The 14627-nt window shown below is 69.3% G+C and carries 13 protein-coding genes; 10 read left to right on the top strand and 3 right to left on the bottom strand.

Annotation, left to right across the window (positions count from 1 at the left end; all coding sequences use genetic code 11):
- Positions 1 to 109 precede the first annotated feature (109 nt).
- The 7 genes from ccoG (at position 110) to fnr (ending at position 7729) form a co-directional block, all read left to right on the top strand.
- Entirely contained in the window at positions 110 to 1543 is a 1434-nt protein-coding gene (gene ccoG, locus FIU83_RS02995; RefSeq protein ID WP_152482700.1) for a cytochrome c oxidase accessory protein CcoG, read from the top strand.
- Positions 1543 to 2055, top strand: a complete 513-nt coding sequence (locus FIU83_RS02990) for a FixH family protein (protein WP_152482699.1) — start codon at positions 1543 to 1545, stop codon at positions 2053 to 2055. The genes ccoG and FIU83_RS02990 overlap by 1 nt, the downstream gene beginning before the upstream one ends.
- Positions 2056 to 4536 (top strand): heavy metal translocating P-type ATPase, encoded by a 2481-nt coding sequence (locus tag FIU83_RS02985; RefSeq protein WP_152482698.1) that lies wholly within the window; start codon positions 2056 to 2058, stop codon positions 4534 to 4536.
- On the top strand, positions 4533 to 4769 hold the full coding sequence (ccoS, locus tag FIU83_RS17610) for a cbb3-type cytochrome oxidase assembly protein CcoS (protein ID WP_253939526.1): 237 nt from the start codon (positions 4533 to 4535) through the stop codon (positions 4767 to 4769). Before FIU83_RS02985 ends, ccoS begins: the two co-directional genes overlap by 4 nt.
- Positions 4769 to 5467 (top strand): sulfite exporter TauE/SafE family protein, encoded by a 699-nt coding sequence (locus FIU83_RS02975; RefSeq protein WP_152482697.1) that lies wholly within the window; start codon positions 4769 to 4771, stop codon positions 5465 to 5467. Before ccoS ends, FIU83_RS02975 begins: the two co-directional genes overlap by 1 nt.
- 95 nt (positions 5468 to 5562) lie before the next feature.
- Positions 5563 to 6918, top strand: a complete 1356-nt coding sequence (gene hemN, locus FIU83_RS02970) for an oxygen-independent coproporphyrinogen III oxidase (RefSeq protein WP_172976004.1) — start codon at positions 5563 to 5565, stop codon at positions 6916 to 6918.
- Between the two features lie 67 nt (positions 6919 to 6985).
- A complete protein-coding gene (gene fnr / locus FIU83_RS02965) occupies positions 6986 to 7729 on the top strand; it encodes a fumarate/nitrate reduction transcriptional regulator Fnr (protein WP_152482695.1) in 744 nt (247 codons plus the stop codon).
- 142 nt (positions 7730 to 7871) lie between these two features.
- Here the strand turns inward: fnr and ttcA are convergent, their stop codons facing one another.
- The 3 genes from ttcA to FIU83_RS02950 all read right to left on the bottom strand — a co-directional run bounded on the left by ttcA (position 7872) and on the right by FIU83_RS02950 (position 11373).
- Complete coding sequence (gene ttcA, locus FIU83_RS02960) at positions 7872 to 8783, bottom strand: tRNA 2-thiocytidine(32) synthetase TtcA (RefSeq protein ID WP_152482694.1); 912 nt, start codon at positions 8781 to 8783, stop codon at positions 7872 to 7874.
- A 96-nt stretch (positions 8784 to 8879) separates the two neighbouring features.
- On the bottom strand, positions 8880 to 9506 hold the full coding sequence (locus FIU83_RS02955) for a 3'-5' exonuclease (protein WP_152482693.1): 627 nt from the start codon (positions 9504 to 9506) through the stop codon (positions 8880 to 8882).
- Positions 9507 to 9549: 43 nt separating this feature from the next.
- Positions 9550 to 11373 (bottom strand): putative nucleotidyltransferase substrate binding domain-containing protein, encoded by a 1824-nt coding sequence (locus FIU83_RS02950; RefSeq protein ID WP_152482692.1) that lies wholly within the window; start codon positions 11371 to 11373, stop codon positions 9550 to 9552.
- Positions 11374 to 11900: 527 nt separating this feature from the next.
- Here FIU83_RS02950 and FIU83_RS02945 point away from each other — a divergent pair.
- The 3 genes from FIU83_RS02945 to FIU83_RS02935 all read left to right on the top strand — a co-directional run bounded on the left by FIU83_RS02945 (position 11901) and on the right by FIU83_RS02935 (position 14594).
- Positions 11901 to 12161, top strand: a complete 261-nt coding sequence (locus FIU83_RS02945; protein WP_152482691.1) for a DUF4212 domain-containing protein — start codon at positions 11901 to 11903, stop codon at positions 12159 to 12161.
- A 6-nt stretch (positions 12162 to 12167) separates the two neighbouring features.
- Entirely contained in the window at positions 12168 to 13964 is a 1797-nt protein-coding gene (locus tag FIU83_RS02940) for a sodium:solute symporter family protein (protein ID WP_152482690.1), read from the top strand.
- 114 nt (positions 13965 to 14078) lie between these two features.
- Complete coding sequence (locus tag FIU83_RS02935; RefSeq protein WP_152482689.1) at positions 14079 to 14594, top strand: hypothetical protein; 516 nt, start codon at positions 14079 to 14081, stop codon at positions 14592 to 14594.
- Positions 14595 to 14627: the final 33 nt, after the last annotated feature.

Here is a 14627-nt window from a genome sequence, read left to right as displayed (position 1 = left end):
GCCTCCGGTCGCACCCTTTCTCGTTATGCGACCACCCCGATACAATATCGACCATCCGCAGCGGGTTGCCCCCGACGGCCCTCCCCTCCTTGCCAGCCACGAGCCTGCCATGAGCGAGAAGATCCCGACCCACGACGTCACCCCGGATCCGGTGCAGCACCACGCGCCGAACGAGGCGGTCACCCAGCACATGTACGAGAGCCGGCGGCATATCTACGTCCGCGAGATCAAGGGGGTCTTCCAGCGCCTGCGCCGCAGCGCCAACTGGGCCCTGATGCTGGGCTTCTTCCTGCTGCCCTGGGTGCCCTGGGGCGACCGCCCGGCGGTCTGGTTCGACCTGCCCGGCCGGGAGTTCCACATCTTCGGGGCGACCTTCTACCCCCAGGAGTTCATGCTGCTCTCGTGGCTCTTGATCATCTGCGCCTTCGGCCTGTTCTTCATCACGGTGTTCGCCGGGCGCGTCTGGTGCGGCTACACCTGCCCGCAGAGCGTCTGGACCTTCCTGTTCATCTGGGTGGAGCATCGCCTCGAGGGCTCGCGCAATCGCCGCATCAAGCTCGACAAGCAGCCCATGACCGGCGACAAGCTGTGGCGCAAGAGCGCCAAGCACGCCGTGTGGCTCTTGATCGCGCTGGCCACGGGCGTGACCTTCGTCGGCTACTTCACGCCGATCCGTGACCTGGTGGTGGAGCTGCCGACCCTCGAGGCCCACGGCTGGTCCTACTTCTGGGTCGGCTTCTTCCTGGTCTTCACCTACCTCAACGCCGGCTGGCTGCGCGAGCAGGTGTGCATCTACATGTGCCCCTACGCCCGCTTCCAGTCGGTGATGTTCGACCGCGACACCCTGATCGTTTCCTACGACAGCGCCCGCGGCGAGCCCCGCGGGCCGCGCAGGAAGACCCTCGGCCACGAGGAGGCCCGGGCCGCCGGCCACGGCGACTGCATCGACTGCGATCTCTGCGTGCAGGTCTGCCCCACCGGTATCGACATCCGCGACGGCCTGCAGTACGAGTGCATCACCTGCGCGGCCTGCATCGACGCCTGCGACAGCGTGATGGACAAGATGGGCTACCCGCGGGGGCTGATCCGCTACACCACCGAGAACGCCCTGGAGGGCAAGCCGACGCATATCCTGCGCCCGCGCCTGCTCGGGTACCTGGCCGCCCTGCTGGTGATGATCGGCGTCTTCGCCTGGGCGGTGGCCGATCGCACGCCGCTGGGCTTCGACGTCGAGCGCGAGCGCACCCAGCTGTTCCAGATGACCCGGGACGGGCGCATCAGCAACGTCTACACGGTGACCGTGCGCAACCTCGACCACCGGCCCCACGACTACCGGCTGTCCGCCTCCGGCCTGCCCGGCCTGACCCTCGACACCCGCGAGATCAGCGTGCCGGCCAGCGAGTCGCGCCAGCTGGTGATCCAGGCCAGCGTGCCCCCCGACGCCATCGACCGGCCCAGCGCCGAGATCATCCTGCGCGTGGAGGCGACGGACGCCGACATCGCCATCGAACGTGACAGCCGATTCCTAGGAGAGACCCGCTGATGAGTGCGGAACCGGAAAGCATCCCCCCCTGGTACAAGCAGTTCTGGCCGTGGTTCCTGATCGGCCTGCTGGCCTCGTCGGTGACCTTCAGCGTCACCTACCTGGTGCTCTCGATCCACTTCTACGACGGCACCGTGGAGCAGGACTACTACCAGGAGGGGCTGGCCATCAACGAGCAGCTGGCCAAGCAGAAGCACGCCAGCCAGCTGGGCCTCGAGGCCGTCATGCGCGCCGACCCGCGCACCGGCGACATCGTCATCGACCTGGCCGGCGAGCGCCGGCCGGCGCGGCTCTATCTCGACCTGATCTTCCCCACCGATAGCAGCCGCGACCGTTCGCTGGTGCTCGAGCACGTGCGCGACGGGCGCTATGTGGCGTCGATCGACCAGGCGCTCGAGTATCGCTGGTACCTGCACCTGCAGCCGGACGAGGGCCGCGACGCCGAGTGGCGCCTGACCGGCGAGGCGACCTTCCCGACGGACGGCGAGATCTCGCTCTCCCCCGGCCTCTAGATGAGCGCGACCGCCACGCCCGCCCCGACGCGCGACGCCCCCGGCTGCTACCACTGCGGCAGCCGGGTGCCCGCCGACGCCCCCTGGTCGATCACCCTGGACGATGAGCCAAAGCCGCTCTGCTGTCCCGGCTGCGAGGCCGTGGCCCACGCCATCGTCGATGGCGGCCTCGAAAGCTACTATCGCTTTCGCACCGAGCTGCCCGAGCGCCCGGACGATCGCCAGGCGGTGCACGCCGAGACCTGGGCGGTGTTCGACGACCCCGGGCTGCAGGCGCGCTTCGTGCATCCCGACGCCGAGGGCGGCGGCGTCCACGCCACCCTCGCCGTGGACGGCATCACCTGCGCCGCCTGCGCCTGGCTGATCGAGCACCGCCTCAACGCCCTGGACGGCATCGAGGCCAGCGCCGTCAACCTCTCCCACCATCGTGTGCGGGTCGGCTGGGACCCCGCGCGGGTGAGCCTGTCGCGGATACTGGCCGAGATGGCCGCCATCGGCTATCCGGCCCAGCCCTACGAGCCCGACGCGGCCCAGAGCCGGCTGCAGCACGAGGAGCGCATGAACGTGCGCCGGCTGATCGTCGCCGCGGTGGCGATGATGCAGGTGCTGATGTTCTCGATCCCGATCTACGTGGCGGACCCCGGCGAGATCAGCGCGGACTTCGACGCCCTCTTCCACTGGCTCTCCTTCGCCCTGGCCACCCCGGTGGTGCTCTTCTCGGCCCAGCCCTTCTTCGCGGGCGCCCTGCGCGACCTTCGGACCCGCACCCTGGGCATGGACGTGCCGGTGTCCCTGGCCATCGGCGGCGCCTACCTGGCCAGCGGCTACGCGGTGATCATCGGCCATGGCGACGTCTACTTCGACTCGGTGGCGATGTTCACCTTCTTCCTGCTCTTCGGGCGCTACATCGAGGTGCGCGCCCGGCGCCGCAGCGGCCACAGCGGCAACGCCCTCGCCGGCGTGCTGCCGCTCTCGGCGATCCGCCTCACCGAGGCGGGCGAGGAGCGTATCCTGCCCTCCAGCGAGCTGGCCGCCGGCGACCGGGTGCTGGTCAAGCCCGGCCACGGCGTGCCGGCCGACGGCATCATCGAGAGCGGCGAATCGAGCCTCGACGAGTCGATGCTCACCGGCGAATACCTGCCGGTGACCCGGCGCGTCGGCGACCGCGTCACCGGCGGCAGCCAGAACATCGAGAGCCCGCTGACGGTGCGCGTCACCCACACCGGGGCCGAGGCCCGGGTCGCCGGCATCGTCGACCTCACCGACCGCGCCTTCGCCAGCCGGCCGCGCATCGCCCAGCTGGCGGCGCGCATGGCCCACCACTTCGTGCTGCAGGTGCTGCTGATCTCCGTCGCCGTGGCCGTCGCCTGGTGGTTCATCGACCCCGAGCGCACCCTCTGGGTCACCCTCTCGGTACTGGTGGTGACCTGCCCCTGCGCCCTGGCGCTGGCCACGCCCACGGCGCTGACCGCCGGCCATGGCCGGCTGCACCGCCGCGGCGTGCTGATCACCCGCGCCGACGCCCTGGAGGCGCTGTCGCAGCTCGACCGGGTGATCTTCGACAAGACCGGCACCCTGACCAGCGGCGAGATGAGCCTGGTGGAGACCCGTCCGCTCGGCGAGGGCCTGGACGAGGCGCGTGCCCGCGCCCTGGCCGCCGCCCTGGAGGCCCACTCCGAGCACCCCATCGCCCGCGCCTTCCGCCCCTTCCGCGAGGCCGGCCTCGCCGCCGACGGGGTGCTCAGCCGCCCCGGCCAGGGCCTGGAGGGCCACATCGACGGGCGCCGCTGGCGGCTCGGCACGCCCGCCTTCGCCGCCCCCGAGGCGAGTCCCGAGACGCCGGGCGAGGGGCAGTGGCTGCTGCTGGCGGAGGCGGGCGCCCCCCGCGCCTGGTTCCGCCTGCACGACCGCCTGCGCGAGGATGCCCGGGAGACCATAGCGGCGCTGGAGGCCCGCGGCCTCGCCGTGGAACTGCTCTCCGGCGACACCGAGTCGGCGGTGGCGGCCATGGCCCGGCGCCTCGGCCTCGCGACCTGGCAGGCGGCGGCCTCCCCGGAGGACAAGCTGGCGCGCCTCCGGTCGCTGCAGGCCGCCGGCGAGCGGGTGGCGATGGTCGGCGACGGCATCAACGACGTGCCGGTGCTGGCCGGGGCCGACGTGGCTATCGCCATGAACGGCGCCACCGACCTCGCCCGCACCCGCGCCGACGCCGTCTTGCTCGGCCCGCGGCTGGGGCGTATCGTCGAGGCCGTCGCGACCAGCCGCGCCACCCGGCGCATCATCCGCCAGAACCTGGCCTGGTCGCTGATCTACAACGTCTCGGCGCTGCCCCTGGCGGCGATGGGCTTCGTGCCCCCCTGGCTCGCCGCCATCGGCATGTCGGCGAGCTCGCTGGTCGTCGTCGGCAACGCCCTGCGCCTGACCCGCGCCGGACCCGAGCGCCCCGCCGGCGCCGACTCCCCCAGGCTGGTGAACGCATGAGCATCCTCTACCTGCTGATCCCCCTCTCGCTGATCCTGCTGGGACTGGCGGTCTGGGCCTTCTTCTGGGCCGTCCGCCACGACCAGTTCGAGGACCTCGAGGGCCCCGCCTACCGCATCCTCTTCGACGAGGACGAGAACGATCGGCCGCGCTCATCGCGCGCCCCGTCCGATGCCGAGCCCGGGGCCGATCCTGGTGCCGACGCGCCTCGTGGCGAGGGCCGCCGCGACTGATGGATCCCACCGGCCTCGACCTTCCCCCGCTGGCGGCGGCCTTCGTCTTCGGCCTGCTCGGTGGCGCCCACTGCATCGGCATGTGCGGCGGCATCATGAGCGCCCTGACCTTCGCCGTGCCGCCCAGCATGAGAAGCCCCGCCCGCCTCTCGGGACTGCTGCTCGGCTACAACCTGGGCCGCATCGGAAGCTACATGGCGGCCGGCGCCCTGGCGGCGGCCCTCGGCACCCTGATTGCCCTGAGCCCCCAGGCGCGCCTGGGGCTCCAGGCACTGGCCGCGGTGATGCTGATCCTGATGGCGCTCTACATCGCCGACTGGTGGAAGGGACTCCTCAGGGTCGAGGCGGTCGGCAGGCGGCTCTGGCATCACCTCGAGCCCGTGGGGCGGCGGCTGATGCCGGTGGTGAGGGTGCCCCAGGCCTTCGCCCTGGGCGCCGTCTGGGGCTGGCTGCCGTGCGGCCTGGTCTACTCGATGCTCGCCTGGAGCCTGGCGATCGCCGACCCCCTGCGGGGCGCGGCCCTGATGGGCGCCTTCGGCCTCGGCACCCTGCCGGCCCTGCTGGCCACCGGCCTCGCCGCGCGCCAGTTCGGCACCCTGATCCGTCACCCGGCGACTCGCACGCTGGCCGCGCTCTCGATCATCGCCTTCGCCCTCTGGCAGCTGTGGACGCTGCTGCCGGGGGCGTCGATGCACTGACCCCGCGCCGATCGCGGCTTCGCTTGACGCAGCTCAACGCGTGGCGACGGGCGCCTCGCTAGCATGAAGGCATGTTTCCCTCCAGAGGGCCGACCATGCCCGCGCCCGCGCCTGCCGCATCCGGTCACGACGTCCCCTTCGCGGCGGCCTCGCCGTCCCCCGCCTATGCCGCCTACCCCACGCCCCGGGCGATGGACGACGGCATCGGCCCGGAGGCCTATCGTCAGGCCCTCGAGCAGAGCAACGCCGCGGCGCGTCCGCTATCGCTCTACGTGCATCTGCCCTTCTGCCAGCACGCCTGCTTTCACTGCACCCGCCGGCCGGTCACCACCGCGGACCGCCGGCTGGCCGAGGCCTACCTCAGCCGCCTCGATCGGGAGATGGTGTTGATCCGCCGCCACCTGGACCCCGGGCGCGAGATCCGCGCCCTGCGGTGGGGCGGCGGCACGCCGACCTTCCTGACACTCGACCAGATGGGCGACCTGATCGACCGGCTGGATGCCCGCTTCCGGCTGGCCGCCGACCGCGACCGGGAGTACCTCATCGAGATCGACCCCCGGGGGGCCGATGTCTTCACCCTGCGCCATCTCGAGGCGCTGGGCTTCAATCGGCTGAGCCTGGAGGTGCTCGATCTGGACCCCGAGGTCCAGCGGGCGATCAACCGCGAGCAGGGGCGCGGCATGACCGAGCAGCTGCTCGACGAGGCGGAGCGGCTGGGCTTCGGCTCCGTGAACCTGAACCTGGTCCTCGGCCTGCCTCGCCAGACCCGCGACGGCTTCATCGCCACCCTCGAGCAGGTCATCGCCATGGCGCCGTCGCGGCTGTCGCTGTTCCACTACCGCCATGCGCCCGAGCGCTTCCCCGGGCAGCGCCAGATCCGGTCCGCGGACCTGCCCGCTCCCCGGGAGGTCCGGGTGATGCTGCAGGCGGCCATCGAGCGGCTCGCCGCCGCGGGCTACGTGCATCTCGGCCACGACCGCTACGTGCGCGGTGGCGACCGCCTGGTCCAGGCGCTGGCGGCCGGGCGCCGGCGCGACGACCTGGTCGGCCTCGGCGTCATGGCGGTCTCGCGGCTGGACGCCCTGCACGTGCGCAACCCGCTGCGCCTCGCGGCGTACGAGGCGGCCCTGGACCGCGGGGAGTTGCCCACCGTCGCCGGCCATCGGCTGAGCCTGGACGACCGGCTGCGCGGCGCCGCCATCGAGCAGCTGACCTGCGATCATCATCTCGACCTGTCGGCCATCGGCGAGGCCTTCGGGCTGGACGCCGAGGCCCACCTCGCCGAGCCGCTGGCACGTCTCGCCGGTGCCGAGCCGCAGGGACTGATCGTGCGCGAGGGGCCTCGGTGGCGCGTGACGCCCAGCGGGCGCCTGATGATCCATCGACTGGCGGCGACCTTCGACGCCTACCTCGACGCCCCATCGCCACAGCCGGAAGCGCCACCCTCCTAAGGGATCCTTTGCCGGTGGGGGACTATCCCCCATAATGAGCAGCGAGCCACCCGTCATGGAGGAGAGCATGCCCGATCCCGCAACCGGCAGGCGCCGCGCCCTGATGAACGAGACGCGCTGCCAGACCTGCAGCCTGAGCTCGCTCTGCCTGCCGCTGGCGCTCGAAGTGCAGGACATGGACCAGTTCGATGCCATCATCCGTCGCCGGCCGCCATTGAAGAAGGGCGAACCCCTGTTCCGCCAGGGCACGCCCTTCACCAGCGTCTTCGCGGTGCGCTCGGGCAGCCTCAAGCAGGTGACCACCGAGGGCAGCGGCGAGGACCAGCTGACCAACTTCTACCTGCCCAGCGAGCTGGTGGGCCTCGACGGCATCGACGAGGAGCGCTACCCGGGGACGGTCGTGGCGCTGGAGACCACCACGGTCTGCGAGATCCCCTTCGATCGCCTCGACCGCCTCTCCGAATCCCTCCCGGAGCTGCGCGGCCAGCTCTACCGCAGCATGAGCAAGGAGATGCGCGACGACCGCCGCATGATGCGCCTGCTGTCACGCAAGACCGCCGACCAGCGCCTGGCGACCTTCTTCGCCAGCCTCTCCGACCGCTTCCGCCGCCGCGGCTACTCGCCCTACAGCTTCCGGCTCTCCATGTCCCGGGCCGACATCGGCAACTACCTGGGGCTCGCGGTGGAGACCGTCAGTCGCATCCTGAGCCGCTTCCAGACCCAGGGGCTGGTGGCCGTCTCCGGCCGCGAGGTCAACATCCTCGACCTGGAGGCTCTGCTCGAGGTCGCAGAGCAGGAGGGCTGTCGCTGACAGCGCCAGGCAGGGTGCTGACTGAACCGCCGCGTATCCGCCATCAACGAAGAAACCCACGGGACTCGACATCCCGTGGGTTTTTCATTGGCTTCCTCGACACCTGCCGCCCGTTACTGAGCCGCCGGGCGCTCGGCGCGACTCACTCGTTGTGCAGGTCGATGCGATCGGCCCGCATCTTGGCCTGCTTCTCCTCCAGCCCGGCGAAGTCGAACAGCTCGCGGTCGGCCAGCTGCGAGGGCGCGACGTTGGTCACCGCCTTGAACATGCTCTCCAGGCGGCCGGGATGCTTGGCCTCCCACTCGGCGAGCATCTCCTTGACCACCTGGCGCTGCAGATTCGGCTGCGAGCCGCACAGGTTGCAGGGAATGATCGGGAAGGCCATGCGCTCGGAGAATTCGGCGATGTCGGCCTCGCGGCAGTAGGCCAGCGGGCGGATGACGATGTTCTTGCCGTCGTCGGAGAGCAGCTTGGGCGGCATCGACTTGAGGCTGCCGCCGAAGAACATGTTGAGGAACAGCGTCTCGAGGATGTCCTCGCGGTGGTGGCCCAGGGCGATCTTGGTGGCCCCGATCTCCTCGGCGTAGCCGTACAGCGAGCCGCGGCGCAGCCGCGAGCAGAGCGCACAGGTGGTCTTGCCTTCCGGGGTCTTCTCCTTGACCACCGAGTAGGTGTCGCGCTCGAGGATGTGGTAGTCCACGCCGAGGCCGTCCAGGTACTCGGGCAGCACGTGCTCGGGGAAGCCGGGCTGCTTCTGGTCGAGGTTCACCGCCACCAGCGAGAAGTTCACCGGCGCGTTGCGCTGCAGGTTCCGGAGAATCTCCAGCATGGTGTAGCTGTCCTTGCCGCCGGAGAGGCACACCATCACCTTGTCGCCCTCGCGGATCATGTCGAAGTCGATGATGGCATTGCCGACCTGGCGCCGCAGGCGCTTCTGCAGCTTGTTGAACTCGCGCCTGGCCTGGGCGTCGGGCGCCTCGGCAGACGGGGTCGACGGCTCGGCCGGGGCGGCCTCATCGGCGGGACGGGGATCGAAGGTCACGGCATCTTGCATGGTCGGGGCGCTGCCAGGGCAATCGGGGAACGGAAAGGGCGCCTATCCTACCACTCTGCCGCGAGACTGGCGACGCGCCCCGCCCGTGCCGCGGAATCAGCCGCAGCGCTCTACCCCGAGCGCATCGCGGGTCAGGCGCAGATGGATCAGCGCCGCGGTCACGGCCTCCCCGAGCGCCGTGTGCCGCCCCATCACCGGCACCCCCATTCGCCTGGCCACCTCCTCGAAGCGCGGCCGGGTGGCGAGCTCGGGGTGCTGGCGACGCAGCCGGCGATAGTAGGCCTGGGCCACGTCGATGCGGGCGTTGGGCAGGTCGAAGCCGAAGCGCGGCCGCAGGTAGCGGTTGAGCAGCGTCAGGTCGTCGTCGAGGCGCCAGCCGATCAGCGGGCGGTTGCCGGCGAAGTCCAGGAACTGCGACAGGGCCTCGTCGATCCCGGCCCCCTCGGCCAGGTCGATGCCGCGCAGGCCGTGCAGGCGGATCGAATCACCACTCAGGCTGGCGGGCGGCGCCAGCCGCAGGTCGAGGGAGTCGCTGGTCAGCACCCGGTCGCCGCGAAGGCGCACCGCCGCCAGCGACAGCAGCTCGGCACGACGCGGGTCGGGACCGGTGGCCACGCAGTCGATGGCGACCAGCTCCTCGCCGGTATAGGGCGCGAAGAGCCAGCCATGATCGCCGCGTGCCTGTCGGCGTCGATCGGCGGCGCGGCGCAGGGCCCTGAGCATCAATAGAACCTCCGTGTGTCGTGGTCGGTGAACGGCGAGCGGGTCAGGAGTACTCGAGGTGGAAGCGATGGGACAGCCGCTGCTTGAACTCCTTGACGATATGCAGGGCCTCGCGGAGCAGGTCTCGCTCGAGGGAGGAGAGCGCCTGCACCACCACCCGGTCGGGCGCCTCGTCCCGGCCCTCGGGCTCGTCGAGGCGGGCCAGCTGCTGGCGAAGCCTCAGCTCGGTGAACAGCGACAGGGCCTCGCCCAGGTCCTCGGCGAAACGCTCCTCCAGGCGGCCGTCGGCGACCAGCGCCTCGAGCCGCTCCAGGGTCGAGGTCGCCGTGATGCGCCGCTCGAGTGCCAGGGTGCGCACGCCGTGGACGATGGGGAAGATGCCGCCCTTCTTGATGTCGACCCCGTGCTGGGGCTTCTTCAGCGACCCGAACAGGGTCAGCGGCGTAGAGAAGCGCAGCGCCGTGCGGGCGAAGTAGGAGAGCAGGATCTCGTCGCGGCTGCAGCGTTCGAAGAGTTCCTCGCGCAGCCGCGCGAGCAGCGCGGCGTTGCCGGCCACCGCGTGGGCGTCGAGCAGGATCGCCAGGCGCATCAGGCTCTCGCCGTCGCGCTTGGCCGCCCACTGGGCGATGCGCCCGCGCCACTGGCTCTCGGTGCCCACCCACTCGGGGTTGGAGACCATGATGTCGCCGGGACAGGGCGGGTAGCCCAGCTCGATCAGCGTCTCGGTGAGGCGCTGCATCTGCGCCGCGCAGTCGGGCCAGTCGAGGTCGTCGGTGAGGATCAGGCCGTTGTCCTGGTCGGTCTTCAGGATCTGCTCGCCACGCCCCTCGCTGCCCATCACCATCAGGCAGCTGTGGTCGTGGTAACGCTCCTCGATCAGAAAGCCCCAGGCCTTGTTCATGATGCGCCCGTTGAGGGCGGCCAAGAGCCCCATGGCGAAGCGCAGCTTGACGCCCTGGGCCATCAGCGCCTTGACCAGCTCCGGGGTGCGGCGGCTGGCGGCGGCCAGCGTCTCCAGGCTGCTGGCCTGCTCCACCTGCAGGCTCACCACGTAGCTGCGGCTGGAGAAGTAGCTGAGCACGTCGGTCAGCTCGACCACGCCACAGGGGCGGCCGTCCTCCATGACCACGACCCGCTCGACCTTGCAGCGGGTCATCTGGACCAGCACCTCGAACAGGTACTGCTGGGGCGTGGCGGTGATCAGGGCGTAGTGCGCCACGTCCTTCACCGGGCTCTGCTGGGTCAGGCCCTCGAGGACCAGGGCATTGAGCAGGTCGGTCTTGGTGACCATGCCCGGCCCCTCCTCGCCCTCGACCAGCAGGCTGTCGGCGTGGCTGTCGTTCAGGGTATGCACCGCCTCGGCCATGCTGGTGGTGGCCGGCACCACCCGCGGGGGCCGCATGCACTCGCTGACGCGGGCCAGCATGAAGCCCGCCATGGTGACGCCCCCCTCGGCGCGGCGCTCGGTGAGCAGGCGCGTCTTCTGGGCCAGGCGCTGGCGGAAGAACTCGGCGAAGGCCGGGTAGGCCGCGCAGAGCTGCTGGAACACCCCCTTGGGCAGCAGGTAGCAGAGGCTCTCCTGCTCGGCCCGGAAGCGATAGCGGCTCCTGCCGTTGAGGATGCTGATGGCGCCGAACAGGTCACCGGCCGTGTAGTGGCCGATGTGCGACTGGGCGCCGGGCAGGGTCGGGTCCAGCTCGGCGACCTCGCCCTTGTGGATCAGGAACAGGTATTCCCCGGTCTGGCCGGCATCGAGAATGATCTCCTCGCGGTCATAATAGGCCAGGTCGATACTGCGACGGACCCGCTCGCGCCCCTCGTCGTCGAGGAAGGTGAAGGGAGGATGGGAGAGTTCTACATCGACCATGGGGCTGTCCTCGTTGCGCGGCGCTCACCACCCCGCTGACCTCGGCGGACTCGGCGTCCAGCGAGTCTTCAAGATAGCAAAGTCGACGCGCCATAAAGACCTAGACAATCGTCCTACCATGACCGCCTTAGACCATGGTCAAACACCGGCGCCCACCGCCCCTCAACCCGCTGTCATTTGCGGGCTATACCATCGTCCTATGCGTACCATGAAGTGCCCAGCGCTAGCTGCTAAAACAGACTCCAACACCCTGATTAAAAACGACTTTGCAAAAAGACTCCGAACCGATGCGTCTTCATGATACGAAAGTCTGGGATTTATTTAAGGCATTTTCTGACCAGTATTGTGCATGAGCCATACAGGGCATTCCCGCGTCGCCCCTTGCACGATGACCGGCCACGCGCGACCCGATGATCGACGGCTCACACGCCGCCATCGAGCTCGCTGTGTCGGCATGATTGTCCTGATGAGTGATGCAAACGCTCCGGAACACTTTCCAATCCCAACAACAAGTGGAGAGCAACACCATGGCAGACGAAAAGTCTAATGCCGCTGCTTACTGGAAGGCGAACGTCCGCCTGATCACGGGGTGCCTGATCGTCTGGGCCTTCGTGTCGTACGGCTGCGCCATCCTGTTTCGCCCGCTGCTGGCCGGCATTCCAGTAGGAGGAACGGACCTGGGCTTCTGGTTCGCCCAGCAGGGATCGATCCTGACCTTCATCGGCATCATCTTCTTCTACGCCTGGAAGATGAACCGTCTCGACCAACAGTTCGGACTCGGGGAGTAAGCCAGCATGAGTCAGTTTGCCATCAACCTGCTGTTCGTAGGGGCCTCGTTCGCCCTCTACATCGGCATCGCGATCTGGGCGCGCGCCGGGTCGACCAAGGACTTCTACGTCGCCGGCGGCGGCGTGCACCCGGTCACCAACGGCATGGCCACCGCCGCCGACTGGATGTCCGCCGCCTCCTTCATCTCCATGGCCGGCCTGCTGGCCTCCGGGGGCTACGCCAACTCCACCTTCCTGATGGGCTGGACCGGGGGCTACGTCATCCTGGCCATGCTGCTGGCGCCCTACCTGCGCAAGTTCGGCAAGTTCACGGTGCCGGACTTCATCGGTGACCGCTTCTACAGCAACACCGCCCGCCTGGTCGCGGTCATCTGCCTGATCGTCGCCTCGATCACCTACGTCATCGGCCAGATGACCGGTGCCGGGGTAGCCTTCTCGCGCTTCCTCGAAGTCAGCAACACCTGGGGCATCTGGATCGCCGCCTTCATCGTCTTCCTGTACGCGGTGTTCGGCGGCATGAAGGGCATCACCTATACCCAGGTCGCCCAGTACATCGTGCTGATCATCGCCTACACCATCCCGGCGGTGTTCATCGCCCTGGAGCTGACCGGCAACCCGATCCCGGGTCTCGGCATGTTCAGCACCCACACCGAGTCCGGCGTGCCGCTGCTCGAGAAGCTCGACGACGTGGTCAACGCGCTGGGCTTCCGCGACTACACGGCCGACGTCGACAACAAGCTGAACATGGTGCTGTTCACCCTGTCGCTGATGGTCGGTACCGCCGGCCTGCCCCACGTCATCATCCGCTTCTTCACCGTGCCGAAGGTGGCCGATGCGCGCTGGTCCGCCGGCTGGGCCCTGGTCTTCATCGCCCTGCTCTACCTCACCGCGCCCGCCGTGGGCTCCATGGCACGCCTGAACCTGATGACCACCGTCTATCCGGACATGGCCGGCCAGGTCGAGAACTATGAGGACGCCGCCACCAACCCGATCCGCTATGAGGAGCGTCCCGAGTGGGTGCGCACCTGGGAAGAGACCGGCCTGATCCAGTTCGAGGACAAGAACAGCGACGGTCGCATCCAGGTCTACAACGACGGCAGCGAGGCCTTCGCCGAGACCGCCGCCGCGCGTGGCTGGAACGGCAGCGAGCTCAACGTCAACAACGACATCCTGGTGCTCGCCAACCCCGAGATCGCTAACCTGCCGAGCTGGGTCATCGGCCTGATCGCGGCGGGCGGTATCGCCGCGGCGCTCTCCACGGCCGCCGGCCTGCTGCTGGCCATCTCCTCGGCGGTCAGCCACGACCTGATCAAGACCATGATCAACCCGAAGATCACCGAGAAGGGCGAGATGCTGGCGGCACGGATCTCCATGGCCGGCGCCATCCTGCTGGCGACCTACCTCGGCCTGAACCCGCCCGGCTTCGCGGCGCAGACGGTCGCCCTGGCCTTCGGGATCGCCGGCGCCTCGCTGTTCCCGGTGCTGATGATGGGCATCTTCTCCAAGCGGGTGAACAACAAGGGCGCCGTCGCGGGCATGCTGACCGGCCTCGTCGCGACCCTGCTCTACATCTTCACCTACCTGGGCTGGTTCTTCATTCCGGGCACCAACATGCTGCCCAACACGCCCGACAACTGGATCCTCGGCATCTCGCCGCTCTCCTTCGGCGCGGTGGGCGCGATCTTCAACTTCGCGGTCGCCTTCACCGTCTCCAACGCCACCGAGGAGCCCCCGCAGGAGATCCAGGACCTGGTGGAGAGCGTTCGCTATCCCAAGGGCGCGGGTGTCGCCACCGGGCACTGACGTCTCAGGACCTTCTGGGCCATAATGGCCCCCGGCCCGGCCAGTCCGGGCCTTGGAACCTCACCCGATCGGGCTTCCTCAGGGAAGCCCGATTGCTTTAAGGATGAATGCTCTATGATATGGCACCTGATTGCGGCGATCTTCGCCGGCCTCGGCGCCGCGGGGATCGGCCTGATCCTGCGCCTGGCCAGCGGCAAGCGCCTGCCGCGCTGGATCGTCCCGGTCTGCGCCGGCCTCGGCATGCTGGCCTACCAGATCCACCACGAGTACTCCTGGTTCGAGCACAAGCGCCAGCAGCTGCCCGAGTCGGCCGCGGTGGTCGACGTGGAGGAGAGCCAGGTCTTCTGGCGCCCCTGGACCTTCCTCTTCCCGATGACCACGGCCTTCACCATCGTCGAGCAGGACAGACTCTCGGTGAGCCAGGCCCAGGGCGAGCGGCTGGTCGAATTCCGGCTCTACCGCTTCGAGAAGGAGTACGTGGATCAGGTGAGCCACCAGGCCTGGCTGATGAACTGCGCGACCCGGGAGATGCTGCCGCTGGAGGGCGAGGCGCGGACGCCCGCCACCGAGGCGATGCGCCGCCTGGACGCCGCCACCCCGCTCTATGGGGTGCTCTGCCCACAGGCCTGAGCTCACGGGCCTGAACCCCGCGACGGCTGCGCC

Source organism: Halomonas sp. THAF5a, from assembly GCF_009363755.1.
Classification (GTDB): domain Bacteria; phylum Pseudomonadota; class Gammaproteobacteria; order Pseudomonadales; family Halomonadaceae; genus Halomonas.
Note: the sequence above shows the minus strand (reverse complement) of the source record. Positions and strands in the feature narration are given on the sequence as shown.